Annotated in this window: 14 protein-coding genes; 2 read left to right on the top strand and 12 right to left on the bottom strand. The window is 59.5% G+C overall.

All coding sequences use genetic code 11. The annotated features are described in order from the left end of the window. The 5 genes from VD17_RS06300 to ppsA all read right to left on the bottom strand — a co-directional run bounded on the left by VD17_RS06300 (nucleotide 1) and on the right by ppsA (nucleotide 5,523). A complete protein-coding gene (locus tag VD17_RS06300) occupies nucleotides 1-249 on the bottom strand; it encodes a hypothetical protein (RefSeq protein ID WP_008146303.1) in 249 nt (82 codons plus the stop codon). A gap of 63 nt (nucleotides 250-312) precedes the next feature. Then, entirely contained in the window at nucleotides 313-1,308 is a 996-nt protein-coding gene (locus VD17_RS06295; protein WP_046053153.1) for a zinc transporter ZntB, read from the bottom strand. A gap of 26 nt (nucleotides 1,309-1,334) precedes the next feature. After that, on the bottom strand, nucleotides 1,335-1,826 hold the full coding sequence (gene rraA / locus VD17_RS06290) for a ribonuclease E activity regulator RraA (RefSeq protein ID WP_046053152.1): 492 nt from the start codon (nucleotides 1,824-1,826) through the stop codon (nucleotides 1,335-1,337). A 137-nt stretch (nucleotides 1,827-1,963) separates the two neighbouring features. Further along, nucleotides 1,964-2,953 (bottom strand): alpha/beta fold hydrolase, encoded by a 990-nt coding sequence (locus VD17_RS06285; protein WP_046053151.1) that lies wholly within the window; start codon nucleotides 2,951-2,953, stop codon nucleotides 1,964-1,966. Between the two features lie 194 nt (nucleotides 2,954-3,147). Continuing rightward, nucleotides 3,148-5,523, bottom strand: coding sequence for a phosphoenolpyruvate synthase (gene ppsA / locus VD17_RS06280; RefSeq protein WP_046047903.1), 2,376 nt, complete (start codon nucleotides 5,521-5,523; stop codon nucleotides 3,148-3,150). 174 nt (nucleotides 5,524-5,697) lie between these two features. On the opposite strand from ppsA, the gene ppsR reads away from it, so the two are divergent. After that, nucleotides 5,698-6,516, top strand: a complete 819-nt coding sequence (ppsR, locus tag VD17_RS06275; protein WP_046053150.1) for a posphoenolpyruvate synthetase regulatory kinase/phosphorylase PpsR — start codon at nucleotides 5,698-5,700, stop codon at nucleotides 6,514-6,516. A gap of 123 nt (nucleotides 6,517-6,639) precedes the next feature. Here the strand turns inward: ppsR and VD17_RS06270 are convergent, their stop codons facing one another. Continuing rightward, nucleotides 6,640-8,049: an aminotransferase-like domain-containing protein gene (locus tag VD17_RS06270; RefSeq protein WP_046053149.1), complete on the bottom strand. Its 1,410-nt coding sequence runs from the start codon at nucleotides 8,047-8,049 to the stop codon at nucleotides 6,640-6,642. Nucleotides 8,050-8,186: 137 nt separating this feature from the next. On the opposite strand from VD17_RS06270, the gene VD17_RS06265 reads away from it, so the two are divergent. Further along, a complete protein-coding gene (locus tag VD17_RS06265; RefSeq protein ID WP_185753110.1) occupies nucleotides 8,187-9,074 on the top strand; it encodes a DMT family transporter in 888 nt (295 codons plus the stop codon). A gap of 108 nt (nucleotides 9,075-9,182) precedes the next feature. On the opposite strand, the gene prpD is transcribed toward VD17_RS06265, so the two are convergent. From prpD to VD17_RS06235, 6 genes are all read right to left on the bottom strand, one after another. Further along, a complete protein-coding gene (gene prpD / locus VD17_RS06260; protein ID WP_046053147.1) occupies nucleotides 9,183-10,667 on the bottom strand; it encodes a 2-methylcitrate dehydratase in 1,485 nt (494 codons plus the stop codon). Nucleotides 10,668-10,879: 212 nt separating this feature from the next. Next, the gene (gene prpF, locus VD17_RS06255; protein ID WP_046053146.1) at nucleotides 10,880-12,070 is read right to left on the bottom strand and encodes a 2-methylaconitate cis-trans isomerase PrpF; all 1,191 of its coding nucleotides are present in this window, start codon (nucleotides 12,068-12,070) and stop codon (nucleotides 10,880-10,882) included. Between the two features lie 54 nt (nucleotides 12,071-12,124). After that, entirely contained in the window at nucleotides 12,125-14,719 is a 2,595-nt protein-coding gene (gene acnD, locus VD17_RS06250; RefSeq protein ID WP_046053145.1) for a Fe/S-dependent 2-methylisocitrate dehydratase AcnD, read from the bottom strand. A 203-nt stretch (nucleotides 14,720-14,922) separates the two neighbouring features. Beyond that, the gene (prpC, locus tag VD17_RS06245; RefSeq protein WP_046053144.1) at nucleotides 14,923-16,050 is read right to left on the bottom strand and encodes a bifunctional 2-methylcitrate synthase/citrate synthase; all 1,128 of its coding nucleotides are present in this window, start codon (nucleotides 16,048-16,050) and stop codon (nucleotides 14,923-14,925) included. Nucleotides 16,051-16,226: 176 nt separating this feature from the next. Next, nucleotides 16,227-17,117 carry a methylisocitrate lyase gene (gene prpB / locus VD17_RS06240; protein WP_010456549.1) on the bottom strand — a complete coding sequence of 297 codons (891 nt, stop codon included), beginning with the start codon at nucleotides 17,115-17,117 and terminating at the stop codon, nucleotides 16,227-16,229. Further along, nucleotides 17,114-17,833, bottom strand: a complete 720-nt coding sequence (locus VD17_RS06235) for a GntR family transcriptional regulator (protein WP_176471555.1) — start codon at nucleotides 17,831-17,833, stop codon at nucleotides 17,114-17,116. The genes prpB and VD17_RS06235 overlap by 4 nt, the downstream gene beginning before the upstream one ends. Nucleotides 17,834-17,900: the final 67 nt, after the last annotated feature.

Below are 17,900 nucleotides of genomic sequence, written 5' to 3'. Positions count from 1 at the left end.
TCAATCAGCCTTATCAGCAGTGCGAACGGTAGGTTTACGGTGGCGGGAAACCGGAGCGACATGGGCCGATCCGTTATTCAAGGCGATCATCAGCGCGGGCAGCCAGCGGCCCAGCAGGCTGAACAGGTCACCGGCGCCGACCTGGCGGTTGGCGGTTTTCAGTACACGCCCAAGGCACGCATCGTCGTCCCGGGTGGACGGTGATGCCTTGAGCATGTCACGCAAAGACTGTTCAAACGGATCGTGCATACGCACCTCTCGTGATGTCTGTGAAAGACGCGGTCAAATTTGCTCGGGTCACATGGCTCATCCTCAGACCCAGCGCAAACGTCGGAATAACCACCACTGCCCCAGCGCCACCGAGACCATCATCAGACACGCGACCAGGAAGCCATAGGGGCTTGCAGAGAACGGAATCCCACCGACATTGATACCTAAAAGACCCGTCAGAAAACTCATCGGCAAAAAGATCCCGGTGATGATCCCGAAGCGGTACATCGTGCGGTTCATTCGCACGCTCAAACGTCTATCTTCCGCCTCAAGGACCAACCCCACCCGCTCCCGGGTCAATTCCAGCTCCTCGAGATAGCGGGTCAGGCTGTTGTTCAATTCGTTCCAGTAATCACCGTCGTCTTCGACGAACCAAGGCAGTTTTATCCGTGTCAGCTGTCCGAATATTTCCCGCTGCGGCGCAAGAAAACGTTTCAGTGCAGCGGCCCTGCGACGGATCTGCAAAATGGCGCCGTGCTCGGGTGTGTACCGTTCGTCGGCATCCAGCTTTTCTTCTTCCTCATCGACCACTTCCGAGAGGCAACTGACCAGATCCTGAACCTTGTTGGTGAGGTATTGCGCCATATAAAGGATGAGTTCTGACGCCGTTTTCGGTCCTTTGCCTTCGGCGAGCTGCACCAGCAACTCATCAGTGGCGCGCAACGGACGCAAACGCAGAGAAATAACCCGCTGGGCTGACCCAAAAATCCGTACCGAGACCATGTCTTCCGGCTCGGCGCCCGGGTTCAGGTTGACCCCACGCAAAAATAGCAGCAGTTCGCTGTCCGAAAGCTGTAGAAGACGCGGTCGGGTGTTTTCTTCAAGCAACAGATCACAGCTGAATTCGCTCAGACCGCTGGATTTTCGCAACCAGGTACGGGTTTGCGGGTGACTGCGATCCCAGTGCAGCCACAGGCTTTCATGAGCCTGCAGCTGCAAGTCATCAAGTTCAGTCCGGGCTATCGAACGCGCACCGCCTTTACCGTCCAGCACCAGGGCATGCACCAGCCCCCACTGCGCGTTTTCTTCCTCGAACATCCTCACCCCTTTGTTGGTGTAGCGCTTTATTCAGGCATCGCAAGCGGACTTGGCGAGATGATCACGCCGTTGTTGTCCGCATAGATGTAATGGCCTGGATGAAAGGTCACGCCAGCAAAGGTTACGGCGACGTTGAGATCGCCGATGCCGCGTTTGTCGGTTTTCATCGGGTGGCTGGCCAGCGCCTGAACACCTAGATCGGTTTGCGCAATGACGTCGACGTCACGGATGCAACCGTAGATCACCAGCCCTTCCCAACCGTTTTTCGCGGCTTTCTCGGCGATCATGTCGCCCAGCAGCGCACGACGCAGAGAACCACCACCGTCGACCACCAACACCTTGCCATTGCCCTTGAGCTCGGCTTGTTCCTTCACCAGCGAGTTATCTTCGAAGCATTTGATGGTCACGATTTCGCCGCCGAAAGAATCACGGCCGCCGAAATTGCTGAACATCGGTTCCAGCACCTGCACCAGCTCCGGGTAGGCGTCGCACAGGTCAGGCGTGAGGTAATGGTTCATCGAGAAACTCCTGTAAAGAGGAAGACAGCACGAACATCACTGATAGCTCAGTAACCGAAAGTGACCAGAACAGCTCAATGCGTCATATCTTAGCCGCAAGCCGAACAGAGCGAAATGCCCTTGTTAGAGCATCAGGCTCAGACCGCCGCAGCCAGATCCGGTTTTTCACCTAGCAATGGCGTTTGCTGATCTGCCAACCAGCGCGCCACTAGCGGCCAGACTTCAGTCTGGGCGGCTTTGCTGACGAGCATCTCCACATGACCGAAATTATCGCCAAAGCCCTGCTCGCGACCCAGGCTGATGAATTGCTTATGCTCGGAACCCACCTGATCGAACAGCTTGCGACAAGCCCAGGTCGGGTCCTGATGGTCACCGGCGGCACTCACGGCCAATACCGGCAACTGAACGTCGGCCAATCCGGCCCACCAATCCTTGTCGGCATCGCCGAAGCGCCCGAACAGGCCATACCAGCGCATGCTTTCCAGGGCCAGGCCAATGGGCTCGTCCTCCGGGCCGCGCTTGAGCCGTGAGCCGGACAGCTGGGCAAAACGTTTGAGAATGAAGCGCCCGCTCCACTCCACCGGCGGAATTTTCAACGGCCAGTAGGTGCGGCTGACTTGCGTACCGAAAAACGCCGCGGAAGCCACCACCGGCTCACCGATGTACTCACCGCCCAATGCAGCCGCCAGGGTAATCCCGCCCAGCGAGTGACCGATCCAGTGCGGGATCTGGCCGCTCTGCTCGCGCACGAACGCACCGATGGCCGGCAAATCGTAACGGGCATAGTCGGCAACGCGGTTCTTGCGGTAGTTCTGATTCCGCTGGGACAGGCCGTGGCCGCGCATTTCGGGAATCCATACATCGAATCCCAGTCGCGTCAGATAGGCGCCCAGTCCAAGCCCCTTCGGGGAAAACCAGAACCGGCGATTGGAAAAACTGCCGTGAAGCAAAATAACCGGAACGCCACGCGCGTCTGAGCCATCCGCCATGCCCAGGCGCGTCACAGCCAGTTCGACGGTGCCGTCAGGGCTGTTGCCGGGTTTCAGACGATAGACGTCTTCGCTCAGATCGCCGCGCCGCTCGGCGCTGATCAGGGCGACAGGAAATAGGTTGCTGCTGCTTTGCATAATGCTCTTGCACAAAAAAGGGCGGCTTCCAGAGGAGCCCGCCCTACTTGAATCTTAAAGGCAGCGTTCACCGACCACGCTGCCAATCATTGTAGGAGCGAGCCTGCTCGCGATGGTCGCCAACGATAACGCGTTCATGCTGAAAAAAACGCGGCGTTCTGCAGTCCATCGCGAGCAGGCTCGCTCCTACAGGGTCAAGCCTGCGCCTGACCTTCAGCCAGGAAGAACCAGGTTTCCAGCACGGAATCGGGGTTCAACGAAACGCTTTCGATGCCCTGCTCCATCAGCCATTTGGCCAGATCAGGGTGGTCCGAAGGACCCTGACCGCAAATGCCGATGTACTTGCCAGCCTTGTTACAGGCCTGAATCGCGTTGGCAAGCAGCTTCTTGACCGCCGGATTACGCTCGTCGAACAGGTGCGCGATGATCCCGGAGTCACGGTCCAGGCCCAGGGTCAGCTGGGTCAGGTCGTTGGAGCCAATGGAGAAACCGTCGAAGAACTCGAGGAATTCTTCCGCCAGGATCGCGTTGGACGGCAGCTCGCACATCATAATGATGCGCAGACCATTCTCGCCACGGGCCAGGCCATTTTCGGCCAACAGATCGATCACCTGGCTAGCTTCGCCCAATGTACGGACGAACGGCACCATGATTTCAACGTTGGTCAGGCCCATCTCGTTGCGCACACGCTTGAGGGCGCGGCACTCGAGTTCGAAGCAGTCACGGAACGCTTCGCTGATGTAACGCGAAGCACCGCGGAAGCCCAGCATCGGGTTTTCTTCTTCCGGCTCGTAGAGCTTGCCGCCGATCAGGTTCGCGTATTCGTTGGACTTGAAGTCCGACAGACGCACGATGACCTTTTTCGGAGTGAACGCAGCGGCCAGGGTGCTGATGCCTTCAACCAGTTTGTCGACATAGAAGCCAACCGGATCGTCGTAACCGGCGATGCGCTTGTCGACGCTGTCCTTGATGTCCTGCGGCAGACCGTCGTAGTTCAACAGCGCTTTCGGGTGAACACCGATCATGCGGTTGATGATGAACTCCAGACGGGCCAGGCCCACACCGGCGTTCGGCAGCTGTGCGAAGTCGAAGGCGCGGTCCGGGTTGCCGACGTTCATCATGATCTTGAACGGCAGATCAGGCATGGCGTCCACGGAGTTTTTCTTGATGTCGAAGCCCAGTTCGCCTTCGAAGATGTAACCGGTGTCGCCTTCAGCGCAGGACACGGTCACGCCCTGGCCGTCTTTCAACAGCTGGGTGGCGTTGCCGCAACCGACCACGGCCGGGATGCCCAGCTCGCGAGCGATGATCGCCGCGTGGCAGGTACGACCGCCACGGTTGGTGACAATGGCGCTGGCGCGTTTCATGACCGGTTCCCAGTCCGGGTCGGTCATGTCGGAGACCAGAACGTCGCCTGGCTGGACTTTGTCCATCTCGGACACGTCCTTGATGATGCGGACCTTGCCGGCGCCGATGCGCTGGCCGATGGCGCGACCTTCAACCAGCACGGTGCCGGTTTCTTTCAACAGGTAGCGTTCCATGACGTTGGCCGAGGTGCGGCTCTTCACGGTTTCAGGACGGGCCTGAACGATGTAGAGCTTGCCGTCGTCGCCGTCTTTGGCCCATTCGATGTCCATCGGGCACTTGTAGTGCTTCTCGATGATCATCGCTTGTTTGGCCAGTTCGCTGACTTCGGCGTCGCTCAGGCAGAAACGTGCGCGATCAGCCTTGTCGACGTCGATGGTCTTCACCGATTTACCGGCCGTGGCGACTTCGCCGTAGATCATCTTGATGGCTTTGCTGCCCAGGTTGCGACGCAGGATGGCCGGACGACCGGCTGCCAGCGTGCCTTTGTGGACGTAGAACTCATCCGGATTCACCGCGCCTTGTACGACGGTTTCACCCAGGCCGTAGGCGCCGGTGATGAACACCACGTCACGGAAGCCCGATTCGGTATCGAGCGTGAACATCACGCCGGCGGTGCCGGTTTCGGAGCGGACCATGCGCTGCACGCCAGCCGACAGGGCTACCAGCTTGTGGTCGAAGCCCTGGTGGACGCGGTAGGAAATCGCGCGGTCGTTAAACAGTGAAGCGAACACCTCTTTGGCGGCGCGAATAACGTTTTCGACACCACGGATGTTCAGGAAGGTTTCCTGCTGACCGGCAAAGGAAGCGTCCGGCAGATCTTCGGCGGTAGCGGAAGAGCGCACGGCCACGGCCATGTCAGGGTTGCCGGCCGACAGCGTGGCGAACGCGGTGCGGATCTCGGCGTTGAGCTTCTCAGGGAATTCGGCTTCCATGATCCATTGACGGATCTGGGCGCCGGTCTTGGCGAGGGCATTGACATCGTCGACGTCCAGGGCGTCGAGGGCGGCGTGGATCTGATCGTTCAGGCCGCTCAGCTCGAGAAAATCACGATAAGCCTGAGCTGTCGTGGCGAAGCCACCGGGCACCGATACACCGGCACCTGCAAGGTTACTGATCATCTCGCCCAGGGATGCGTTCTTGCCCCCTACGTGCTCTACATCATGGACGCCGAGCTTATCGAGGGAAACTACGTACTCTACCAAGGTGATCTCTCCACTAACTGTGTTGGAAAAGCTCAGAAGCCGGCTGCTCATTAGAGCGTTTGCCAGCTGTATGGCCTGGACCTGGAAAATAAGTGAGAATGCGGGCCACTGGCGGCCGGCAAATCGCGCCTATCATATCCAAGATTCGTCACTAGCTTAAGGCCCAAGGTGCAAATGAAACGATCTGCTTTCTTTATCTCCGATGGCACCGGCATCACCGCCGAAACCCTCGGCCAAAGCCTCCTGGCGCAGTTCGAAAACATTACCTTTAGCAAATTCACGCGGCCCTACATCGACAACGTGGATAAAGCGCGGGCCATGGTACAACAAATCAACAAAGCCGCCGAAACCGACGGCTTCCGGCCGATCATCTTCGACACCATTGTCAATCAGGACATCCGTGAGATCCTCGCAACGTCCAATGGTTTCATGATCGACATTTTCTCGACCTTCCTGGCGCCTCTCGAACAGGAACTGACCGAGCATTCTTCCTACACCGTCGGCAAGTCCCACTCGATTGGCAGCAACTCCAATTACATGGAGCGGATCGAGGCGGTGAACTTCGCCCTCGACAACGACGACGGTGCGCGCACGCATTATTACGACAAGGCGGACCTGATCCTAGTGGGCGTGTCGCGTTGCGGTAAGACGCCGACGTGCCTGTACATGGCCATGCAATTTGGCATCCGCGCGGCCAACTATCCGCTGACCGAAGACGACATGGAGCGCCTGCAACTGCCGGGCACCCTGCGTGCCCACCAGCACAAACTGTTCGGCCTGACCATTGACCCGGATCGCCTCACCGCGATCCGCAACGAGCGCAAGCCCAACAGCCGCTATTCGAGCTACGCCCAGTGCGAATTCGAAGTGCGAGAGGTAGAGAATCTGTTCCGCCGCGAGAACATCCCGCACATCAATTCCACCCATTTTTCGGTGGAAGAGATTTCGGCGAAGATTCTGGTGGAGAAAGGCGTGGAGCGGCGGTTCAAGTAAATCTGTGGTGCCTGTTCTACCGTCATCGCGAGCAGGCTCACTCCTACAGGGGACTTCTGTCGTTCACAAATGTTGTGTCCACTGAAGATCCCTTGTAGGAGTGAGCCTGCTCGCGATGAACGATTACTCGATCTCCCTGAGTGTCCCAGCCAGCGCTTCAAACCCTCTCAGCAACAACCGATCGTCCCCCGCCGAATTACACACACTCGCCCTGACGAACTGCGGCACCGCCCCGTGCCCGACCGCAAACGCTTCAGCGGTGGCGATCAGATAATTATTCGCCTTGAGCTCCTCAGCAATCTGCGAAGCGCGCCACGGCTCGGGCACTTCGACCCAGAAGTGCGGGCTATGGGAATGGGTTTTGTACGCCAAACCGTCCAGCACACCACTCACCAACGCCTTGCGCCGACCGATCTCCGCAATCTGCTGGCCCAGCAACTGCTCGGCAATACCGTTTTCTATCCACAGACTCGCCACCTCCAACGACAACGGGCTGGCCATCCAGCACGTCCCGCGCACGGCTGCGCTCAAGCGTCCGATCAACGGTTGCGGCGCATGCAGGTAACCGACTCGCAAACCCGCCGAAACCGCCTTGCTCAGGCTGCCGATCAGCACCGAACGCTCCGGGGCGAAATGGCTCAAGGGTAACGGTCGCTGTTGAGCCAATACCGCGTGGGCTTCGTCTTCAAAGATCAACAGATTGTGCTGCCGACAGACCTCTGCAATCGCCTCGCGCCGTGCGACGGACATCACGGCAGCCGTAGGATTCTGGATCGTCGGCGTGCAATACAGCGCCGACACACGATGGTTGCGGCAAACCTCCTCCAGGGCATCGGGCATCAGTCCTTCATCATCCATCCCGACGCCGATCAGTTTTATCCCGAGCTGGCGTGCGACGCTGATCAACCCCGGGTAGGTCAGGTGCTCCGTCACCACCGTATCGCCCGCCTTGAGCAACCCCATCAAGGCACATAACAGACCGTGCTGGCCGCCGTTTACACAAACGACTTGCTCGGCGTTCGGGACAAACTCTTTATGCCTGAGCCAGTGCGCGCCCGCCTCGCGATAGCGCGATAAACCGACATCAACGGTGTAGCCGCTGAGGTGTTGCAACGCCTCAGGATCAAGGGACAACGCTTGCAGGCTCTGACTCAAAAAAAGCGCTTCCTGCCCCGGAATCGGTTGATTGCGGCTCATGTCAAAAAACGCCCGCGGTTCATCACTGACATTGCGAAAGCCACCGTCCCGCGGTCGTTCCATCCCGCGCTGACGCACATACGTGCCGTCTCCTACGCGAGCGACCACCAATCCCACACGTTCGAGTTCACCGTAAGCGCGGCTGATGGTACCGATGGTTACGCCGAGGCTATCCGCCAGCAACCGATGAGGCGGCAATTTGCAGCCGGGCTCGATCAGCCCTTCAGCAATGCCTTTTTCGATCGCGTCGGCGAGGCGTTTGTATTTCACCCCCAGACCGTTCGCCAGGCCATCGCGCAGGATTGACACCATGGCAATACTTGTTTTGACAGTCATTCCAGCCCCGAATAGCGTGCTTGAAACAGGCTCAATCAGGGATAGACCTTTTGCAGATGAAGGTCAATTCCGAACATAAAAGGAGCTCGCTCATGTCCATCGCCATCAGCGCACCATCACGTACTGCCAAACCCTGGATGGCCGCCCTGATCACCAGCGTGCTGTTCCTGATCGTGTGCCTGAGTTGGGGCACCACGTGGCTCGGGATCAAGATTGCCGTTGAAAGCGTGCCGCCGCTGACCGCTGCCGGTCTGCGGTTCCTGATCGCTTTTCCGTTGTTTCTCGGCTTCGCCCTGATCCGTCGTGAACCACTGCTGTTTCCCAGAGAAAGTCGCTGGTTCTTTGTCTTCGTCACATTGACGTATTTCAGCCTGCCGTATTACTTGCTCAATTACGGCGAGATGCACGTTTCGTCCGGTCTGACGGCGCTGCTGTTCAGCTGCATGCCGGTGTTCATCCTGCTGTTTTCCGCGCTGTTTCTGCGGGAGAAAATCTACCCCTCGCAAGTGCTGGGCATCGCCATCGGTTTCGGCAGCCTGTTCATGATCATCCGCAGCCAAGGGCTGCATCTGGACCATGCCGAACTGTTCGGGGTGTTGGCGATTCTCTGCGCGGCGGTGATGCATGCGCTGTGTTACGTGGTGACGAAAAAACACGGTACGGCGATCAGCGTGATTACCTACAACACGCTGCCCATTGGCATTGCCGGGCTGATGCTGTTTGTCGCCGGATTGAATGTCGAAGCACCGGTGTTCGGTGCCATCACCGCGCGTTCGTGGCGCGCCCTGCTCTATCTGGGGCTGGTGGCGTCGGTGGGCGGATTTATCGTTTACTTCCTGCTGCTCAAGCGACTGAGCCCGATCATTTTGTCGTTTGTGTTCATCATTTTCCCGGTATTCGCGGTGATCATCGGTGCCTGGTACGAGGGGCAAACCTTGTCCCGGGAATTGATGATGTACTCAGCGATTTTGCTGACGGGGTTTGCGATCACCAAATTGCCTGTGGAAAAGTGGCTCAAAGGCTGAAGCGATCCGTGTAGGAGCTGCCGCAGGCTGCGATCTTTTGATCTTGATTTTTTAAGATCAAAAGATCGCAGCCTGCGGCAGCTCCTACAGGGGATGGCATCCATTCGATTAAATCATGAACAAATCCACAAACCGGTTCACCGGTGTCGCCTCAAGCGCAGCCTGATCCTTGCACAACGCAAAAATCTCGGCGCTGCGCTGGGCGTTGAAGCGCGTCGCCAGGTTGGCCTTGAACTTGTCTTCCAGCAATGGAATGCCGTCGGTGCGACGACGGCGATGGCCGATCGGGTATTCCACCAACACGTTCTCGGTGCTGGAGCCATCCTTGAAGAACACCTGTATCGCATTGGCGATGGAGCGCTTGTCGGCCTCCAGGTACTCGCGGGTGTAACGCGGGTCTTCGACGATGACCATTTTTTCGCGCAGCACGTCGATGATCGGATGCGCCGCGTGAAAGTCGTCCTCGTACTGCTCGGCCACCAGATTGCCGAACGCCAGCGGCACGGCGGTCATGTACTGAATGCAATGGTCACGGTCCGCAGCGTTGGCCAGCGGACCAACCTTGGAGATGATGCGGATCGCCGATTCGTGGGTGGTGATGACGATTTTGTCGATTTCATGCAGGCGATTTCTGACTTGCGGGTGCAGCGTCACCGCCGCTTCGCAGGCCGTTTGCGCGTGGAACTCGGCCGGGAAGCTGATTTTGAACAGCACGTTTTCCATCACGTAGCTGCCGTACGGCCGGGAGAAGCTGAACGCGCGTTTGTCTTCAGGCTTGAGCGCCAGGTCGTTGTTGGTGTGGCTGAACAGCACGTCGTAGAAGCCCCATTGTTTGGCGGTCAGTACGCCGGGGACGCCCATTTCGCCGCGCATCGCGATGTCCGCCAGACGCACGCCACGGCTGGACGCGTCGCCTGCGGCCCAGGATTTACGCGATCCGGCATTCGGCGCATGACGGTAAGTGCGCAGCGCCTGTCCGTCGGCGAACGCATGGGACAACGCCGACAGCAACTGCTCACGACTGGCGCCCATCAGCTTGGCGGTGACGGCGGTCGAGGCGACTTTCACCAGAATGACGTGATCCAGGCCTACACGATTGAAGGAGTTTTCCAGCGCGATCACGCCCTGGATTTCGTGAGCCATGATCATGGCTTCGAGTACCACGCGGACGGTCAGCGGCGCATCGCCATTGGCCAGGCGCTTTTGCGACAGGTGATCGGCCACCGCGAGAATGCCGCCGAGGTTATCGGACGGATGGCCCCATTCGGCCGCGAGCCAGGTGTCGTTGTAGTCGAGCCAGCGCACGATGCAACCGATGTCCCACGCCGCCTTGACCGGGTCGAGGCGATAACTGGTGCCGGGGACGCGCGCGCCGAACGGAACGACGGTGCCTTCCACCATGGGGCCGAGGTGTTTGGTGCATTCGGGAAAGCGCAGGGCCAGCAGGCCACAGCCCAACGTGTCCATCAGGCAGTTGCGGGCGGTGTCGAGGGCTTCGGCGGATTGGATCTTGAAGTTGAGGACGTAGTCGGCAACGTCCTGCAGGACCGTGTCGTAGTCGGGGCGGTTGTTCTGGTCGACGTTGGTGCTCATGTTCGATTCACTCTTGAAGTGGTTCGTTGATGGGACCTCGGTTCAGATAAATCTCAGTCGGTTACAAGATTCTTATTGTTGAAATGCGATCCACTGTAGGAGCGAGCCTGCTCGCGATGGCGGTATGACTGGCAACAAGCATATTGAATGTTATGGCCTCATCGCGAGCAGGCTCGCTCCTACAGGGTTTTGTGTTTACTTCTGGATTTGTGTCAGAACGAATCACCCGGCACGCGGACGTAACCTTCCATCAACACCCGCGCACTGCGGCTCATGATGGCTTTGTTCACAGTCCATTCACCGTTGACCTGGCTGGCTTCAGCCCCCACACGCAAGGTGCCGGACGGATGCCCAAAGCGCACGGCATTGCGTTCGATACCGCCCGCAGCGAGGTTCACCAACGTGCCGGAAATCGCCGCCGCCGTACCGATGGCCACGGCCGCCGTGCCCATCATCGCGTGGTGCAATTTGCCCATCGACAATGCGCGTACCAACAAATCGACATCACCCGCCGCAATCGCCTTGCCACTCGAAGCAACGTAGTCCGCCGGCTTGGCCACAAAGGCAACCTTAGGCGTGTGCTGACGCTTGGCCGCTTCGTCCAGATCCTTGATCAAGCCCATGCGCAATGCGCCGTAAGCCCGAATGGTTTCAAACATCAGCAGCGCTTTCGGATCACTGTTGATCGCGCCTTGCAGCTCGGTGCCGGTGTAACCGATGTCTTCAGCATTAACGAAAATCGTCGGAATACCGGCATTGATCATAGTCGCCTTGAGGGTCCCGACGCCGGGCACTTCGAGGTCATCGACCAGGTTGCCGGTAGGGAACATCGAACCACCGCCGCCCTCTTCTTCCGCCGCCGGGTCCATGAATTCGACCTGCACTTCAGCGGCCGGAAAGGTCACGCCGTCGAGTTCGAAATCACCGGTTTCCTGCACTTCACCATTGGTGATCGGCACGTGGGCGATGATGGTCTTGCCGATGTTGGCCTGCCACACGCGAACCACGGCAACGCCGTTATGCGGGATGCGGCTGGCGTCCACCAGACCATTGCTGATGGCGAACGATCCGACCGCCGCCGACAGGTTGCCGCAGTTGCCGCTCCAGTCGACGAAAGGCTTGTCGATGGACACCTGACCGAACAGGTAATCGACGTCGTGATCGGCCTTGACGCTTTTCGACAGGATCACGGTTTTGCTGGTACTGGAAGTCGCGCCGCCCATGCCGTCGATTTGTTTGTCGTACGGATCGGGGCTGCCGATCACGCGCAGCAACAAGGCATCGCGCGCCGGGCCTGGAACCTGTGCCGCTTCGGGCAGGTCTTTCAGGCTGAAAAACACGCCTTTGCTGGTGCCGCCGCGCATGTAGGTGGCGGGGATTCTAATTTGAGGTGCGTGAGCCATGATGTTCCTTTTAGGATCGAGCGGGACCGCACGGCCCCGCCCGAACTCATCGTGTTAAACGGCAACCGCCGATTCTTCGAGGAAGTCCTGAGCGAAGCGTTGCAACACGCCGCCGGCCTCGTAGATCGACACTTCTTCGGCGGTGTCGAGGCGGCAAGTCACCGGCACTTCGACGCGTTCGCCGTTCTTGCGGTTAATCACCAGCGTCAGCTCGGCACGCGGGGTGCGCTCACCGATCACGTCGTAGGTTTCGCTGCCATCGATGCCTAATGTCTTGCGATCGGTGCCCGGCTTGAACTCCAGCGGCAACACGCCCATGCCCACCAGGTTGGTGCGGTGAATGCGCTCGAAGCCTTCGGCCGCAATCGCTTCCACACCGGCCAGACGCACGCCTTTGGCCGCCCAGTCGCGGGACGAGCCCTGACCGTAGTCGGCGCCGGCGATGATGATCAGCGGCTGCTTGCGCTCCATATAGGTTTCGATGGCTTCCCACATGCGCATCACTTTGCCTTCCGGCTCGACGCGAGCCAGTGAACCCTGCTTGACCTTGCCGTTTTCCTGAACCATTTCATTGAACAGTTTCGGGTTGGCGAAGGTGGCGCGTTGCGCGGTCAGGTGGTCACCGCGGTGCGTTGCGTAAGAGTTGAAGTCCTCTTCCGGCAGGCCCATTTTCGCCAGGTATTCGCCGGCGGCGCTGTCGAGCATGATCGCGTTCGAAGGCGACAGGTGATCGGTGGTGATGTTGTCCGGCAGCACAGCCAGCGGGCGCATGCCCTTGAGCGGACGTGCGCCGGCCAACGCGCCTTCCCAGTACGGCGGACGGCGGATGTAGGTGCTCATCTCGCGCCAGTCGTACAGCGGCGTCACTTTCGGACCGGTGTCTTCGTGGATGGCGAACATCGGAATGTAGACCTGACGGAACTGCTCCGGCTTGACCGATGCCTTGACCACTGCGTCGATTTCTTCGTCGCTCGGCCAGATGTCTTTCAGGCGGATTTCCTTACCGTCAACCACACCCAGCACATCTTTTTCGATGTCGAAACGGATGGTCCCGGCGATGGCGTAAGCAACCACCAACGGCGGCGAAGCGAGGAAGGCGTTCTTGGCGTATGGGTGAATCCGGCCGTCGAAGTTGCGGTTGCCGGACAGCACCGCAGTGGCGTACAGGTCGCGGTCGATGATCTCTTGCTGGATCACCGGGTCCAGCGCGCCGGACATGCCGTTGCACGTGGTGCAAGCGAAAGCCACGACGCCGAAGCCGAGTTGCTCCAACTCAGTGGTCAGGCCGGCTTCGTCCAGGTAGAGCGCCACGGTTTTCGAACCCGGCGCCAGCGACGATTTGACCCACGGCTTGCGGGTCAATCCGAGCTTGTTGGCATTGCGCGCCAGCAGACCGGCGGCGATGACGTTGCGCGGGTTGCTGGTGTTGGTGCAACTGGTGATGGCGGCGATGATCACCGCGCCGTCCGGCATCTGGCCCGGAACGTCGTCCCACTGGCCGGAGATGCCTTGGGCGGCGAGATCGGAAGTCGCGACGCGGGCGTGCGGGTTGCTCGGGCCGGCCATGTTGCGCACCACCGAGGACAGGTTGAAGGTCAACCCGCGCTCGTATTGCGCGCCTTTCAGGCTGTCAGCCCACAGGCCTGTAGTCTTGGCGTAGCTCTCGACCAACTGCACCTGCTCGTCTTCGCGGCCGGTGAGTTTCAGGTAGTCGATGGTCTGCTGGTCGATGTAGAACATCGCTGCGGTGGCGCCGTATTCCGGGGCCATGTTGGAAATGGTTGCGCGGTCGCCGAGAGTCAGCGCGGAGGCGCCTTCGCCGAAGAATTCCAGCCACGCACCGACGACTTTTTGCTGACGCAGGAACTCGGTCAACGCCAGCACCATGTCGGTGGCGGTGATGCCCGGTTGCAGCTTGCCCGTCAATTCGACGCCGACGCTTTCCGGCAGACGCATCCACGACGCGCGGCCAAGCATCACGCTTTCAGCTTCCAGGCCGCCGACACCGATGGCGATCACGCCCAGTGCGTCGACGTGCGGGGTGTGGCTGTCGGTACCGACGCAGGTATCAGGGAAGGCAACACCATCGCGCACCTGAATCACCGGAGACATTTTCTCCAGGTTGATCTGGTGCATGATCCCGTTGCCCGGTGGAATCACATCAACGTTCTTGAACGCCTTTTTGGTCCAGTTGATGAAGTGGAAACGGTCTTCGTTGCGACGGTCTTCGATGGCGCGGTTCTTCTCGAACGCCTCTGGATCGAAACCACCGCGTTCGACGGCCAGGGAGTGATCGACGATCAATTGTGTCGGCACCACCGGGTTCACTTGCGCCGGGTCGCCACCTTGCAGGGCGATGGCGTCACGCAGGCCGGCGAGGTCGACCAGCGCGGTCTGGCCGAGAATGTCGTGGCACACCACGCGGGCCGGGAACCACGGGAAGTCGAGGTCGCGCTTGCGCTCGATAAACTGCTTCAGGGATTCGGTGAGGGTGGCCGGGTCGCAGCGACGCACCAGGTTTTCCGCCAGCACGCGGGAGGTGTACGGCAGAGTGTCGTAGGCGCCGGGCTGGATGGCTTCGACAGCCGCACGGACGTCGAAGTAATCCAGATGGCTGCCGGGCAGCGGTTTACGGAATTCAGTGTTCATCGTCAGGACTCGGTCACGGTGATTTCAAAAGGTGGGGCCTGGTACCGGGCTTGAACTCAACACCATCCACTGTGGGAGCGAGCTTGCTCGCGATGACTGAGTCACATCCGACATTGATGTCGACTGACCCACCACTATCGCGAGCAAGCTCGCTCCCACAGGGACCTGTGTTGAATTCAGATCCCTGTGCAGGCCTTCACCATTCAGCGTTGTTCGATTGGCACGAACTTGCGCTGTTCGACGCCGACGTACTCGGCGCTCGGGCGGATGATGCGGTTGTTGGCACGTTGTTCGAACACGTGCGCCGCCCAGCCGGTCAGGCGCGAGCAGACGAAAATCGGTGTGAACAACTTGGTCGGGATGCCCATGAAGTGGTACGTCGACGCGTGGTAGAAGTCGGCGTTCGGGAACAGTTTCTTCTGCTCCCACATGGTCTTGTCGATGGCTTCGGAGACCGGGAACAACACGGTGTCGCCCACTTCGTCAGCGAGTTTTTTCGACCAGCCCTTGATCACCTCGTTGCGCGGATCGTTGTCCTTATAGATCGCGTGGCCGAAGCCCATGATCTTGTCCTTGCGCTCGAGCATGCCGAGGGTGCCTTTGATCGCCTCTTCCGGCGAGCTGAAGCGTTCGATCATTTCCATCGCCGCTTCGTTGGCGCCGCCGTGCAGCGGACCGCGCAGCGAACCGATGGCGGCGGTGATGCAGGAGAACATGTCCGACAGGGTCGAGGCGCAAACCCGTGCGGTGAACGTCGAGGCGTTGAACTCGTGTTCCGCGTAGAGGATCAGCGAAACGTTCATCACTTTGACGTGCAACTCGCTCGGCTTCTTGTCGTGCAGCAGGTGCAGGAAGTGACCGCCGATGGATTGTTCGTCGCTCACGCAGCTGATGCGTTTGCCGTCGTGGCTGAAGCGATACCAGTAGCACATGATCGCCGGGAACGCGGCCAGCAGACGGTCGGTCACGTCGTGTTGTTCGGAGAAGTCTTTCTCCGGTTCGATGTTGCCCAGGAACGAGCAACCGGTGCGCATCACGTCCATCGGGTGGGCGTCGGCGGGGATGCGTTCCAGCACTTCTTTCAGCGCTTGCGGCAGGTCGCGCAGCTTGCTCAGTTTACTGATGTAAGCGGCGAGTTGTGTTTGGGTCGGCAATTCACCGTAAAGCAGCAGGTAGGCCACTTCTTCGAATTGTGCGTCAGCCGCCAGTTCGCGAACGTCGTAGCCACGATAGGTCAGGCCTGCGCCCGACTGGCCCACGGTGGACAGTGCAGTTTGCCCGGCAACCTGGCCACGGAGCCCGGCGCCACTGAGTACTTTTGCTTCGGCCATTGCTGTCTCCAGTTTTTGAATTTGTTAGGGAATCGGCAAATTTTGTTTCATCAGGTATTTCGGTGATGCCGAAAAGATCGCAGCCTCGCTTGAGCTCGACAGCTCCTACATTGACCGCGTTCGGCAACATTCCTGTAGGAGCTGTCGAGCGGAGCGAGGCTGCGATCTTTTGATCTTTATTTCTTCGCCGCAAACAACGCATCGAGCTTCTGCTCGAAGGTGTGGTAGTCGATGCGATCGTAAAGCTCCATGCGGGTCTGCATGGTGTCGATAACGTTCTGTTGCGTGCCGTCGCGACGGATGGCGGTGTAGACGTTTTCCGCGGCTTTGTTCATCGCGCGGAACGCCGACAACGGGTACAGCACCAGCGACACATCAGCAGCGGCGAGTTGCTCGGTGGTGTACAGCGGGGTCGCGCCGAATTCGGTGATGTTGGCCAGGATCGGCGCTTTCACGCGGTTGGCGAACAGCTTGTACATGTCCAGTTCGGTGATGGCTTCCGGGAAGATCATGTCGGCGCCAGCCTCGATGCACGCCGCGGCGCGATCCAAAGCGGATTCCAGACCTTCCACTGCCAGGGCGTCGGTACGGGCCATGATCACGAAGCTGTCATCGGTACGCGCATCAACAGCAGCCTTGATCCGATCGACCATTTCCTGCAAGGACACGATCTCTTTATTAGGGCGGTGACCGCAGCGCTTGGCGCCGACCTGGTCTTCGATGTGAATCGCCGCCGCGCCGAACTTGATCATCGACTTGACGGTACGCGCCACGTTGAACGCCGAGGAACCGAAACCGGTGTCCACGTCCACCAACAGCGGCAGGTCGCAGACGTCAGTGATGCGGCGCACGTCGGTCAGCACGTCGTCCAGACCGGTGATACCCAGGTCCGGCACGCCGAGGGAGCCGGCAGCCACCCCGCCACCCGACAGATAAATCGCCTTGAAACCGGCGCGCTTGGCCAGCAGCGCGTGATTGGCGTTGATCGCGCCGACCACTTGCAAAGGATGCTCGCTGGCGACCGCATCGCGGAAACGCTGGCCTGGAGTGCTCTTGTTGGAACTCATGACTCACCTCGTTCAGTGGCTGTCTGGTGTGTGCCGTCCTGGTAGTGACGGGCGATATTGCGTTTGGAGGCGCCGATATGGCGGCGCATCAACAACTCGGCTAGCTCACCGTCACGGTCGGCGATGGCGTCGAGAATTCGGTGGTGCTCGGCAAAGGCCTGACGCGGGCGATTGGGCGTGGTGGAAAACTGGATGCGGTACATGCGCACCAGTTGATAGAGCTCGCCGCAGAGCATCTGCGTCAGGGTGCGGTTGCCGCTGCCCTGGATGATTCGGTAATGGAAGTCGAAATCGCCTTCCTGCTGGTAGTAGCCGACACCGGCCTGAAACGCCGCATCGCGCTCATGGGTTTCGAGAACCCGGCGCAGTTCGTCGATTTCTTCGAGCGTCATGCGCTCGGCCGCCAGACGGCAGGCCATGCCTTCGAGGGATTCGCGGATTTCGTAGAGTTCCAGCAGCTCGGCATGGCTTAGCGAAACCACCCGCGCCCCGACGTGCGGTACGCGAACCAGCAGGCGCTGGCCTTCCAGACGGTGGATCGCCTCGCGCAGCGGCCCGCGGCTGATGCCATAGGTGCGCGCCAGTTCCGGCTCGGAGATCTTGCTGCCCGGGGCGATCTCGCCCTTGACGATGGCCGCCTGAATGCGCCGGAAGACGTTCTCGGAAAGTGTCTCTGAATCGTCTTGGGCAATGACCGGGGGATCGAGTTGATCCAGCATATTGTCGACACCTTGAAAGCTGATGCCGCAAAAACTAGCGAATACAGACCTTTTAGTCAAAGGA

The sequence above is a fragment of the Pseudomonas fluorescens genome, assembly GCF_000968015.1.
In the GTDB taxonomy this organism is placed as follows: domain Bacteria; phylum Pseudomonadota; class Gammaproteobacteria; order Pseudomonadales; family Pseudomonadaceae; genus Aquipseudomonas; species Aquipseudomonas fluorescens_W.
The sequence above is the reverse complement of the archived record's forward strand: the minus strand, read 5'-3'. Positions and strand labels throughout refer to the sequence as shown.

What these genes read in the sequence shown, in the direction of transcription:
- rraA (WP_046053152.1), bottom strand. Translation starts at nt 1,826, where the DNA reads ATGAACCATTACCTCACGCCTGACCTGTGCGACGCCTACCCGGAGCTG.
- prpD (WP_046053147.1), bottom strand. Translation starts at nt 10,667, where the DNA reads ATGAGCACCAACGTCGACCAGAACAACCGCCCCGACTACGACACGGTC.
- VD17_RS06285 (WP_046053151.1), bottom strand. Translation starts at nt 2,953, where the DNA reads ATGCAAAGCAGCAGCAACCTATTTCCTGTCGCCCTGATCAGCGCCGAG.
- VD17_RS06295 (WP_046053153.1), bottom strand. Translation starts at nt 1,308, where the DNA reads ATGTTCGAGGAAGAAAACGCGCAGTGGGGGCTGGTGCATGCCCTGGTG.
- prpB (WP_010456549.1), bottom strand. Translation starts at nt 17,117, where the DNA reads ATGAGTTCCAACAAGAGCACTCCAGGCCAGCGTTTCCGCGATGCGGTC.
- prpF (WP_046053146.1), bottom strand. Translation starts at nt 12,070, where the DNA reads ATGGCTCACGCACCTCAAATTAGAATCCCCGCCACCTACATGCGCGGC.
- acnD (WP_046053145.1), bottom strand. Translation starts at nt 14,719, where the DNA reads ATGAACACTGAATTCCGTAAACCGCTGCCCGGCAGCCATCTGGATTAC.
- VD17_RS06270 (WP_046053149.1), bottom strand. Translation starts at nt 8,049, where the DNA reads ATGACTGTCAAAACAAGTATTGCCATGGTGTCAATCCTGCGCGATGGC.
- prpC (WP_046053144.1), bottom strand. Translation starts at nt 16,050, where the DNA reads ATGGCCGAAGCAAAAGTACTCAGTGGCGCCGGGCTCCGTGGCCAGGTT.
- VD17_RS06265 (WP_185753110.1), top strand. Translation starts at nt 8,187, where the DNA reads ATGGCCGCCCTGATCACCAGCGTGCTGTTCCTGATCGTGTGCCTGAGT.
- VD17_RS06300 (WP_008146303.1), bottom strand. Translation starts at nt 249, where the DNA reads ATGCACGATCCGTTTGAACAGTCTTTGCGTGACATGCTCAAGGCATCA.
- ppsR (WP_046053150.1), top strand. Translation starts at nt 5,698, where the DNA reads ATGAAACGATCTGCTTTCTTTATCTCCGATGGCACCGGCATCACCGCC.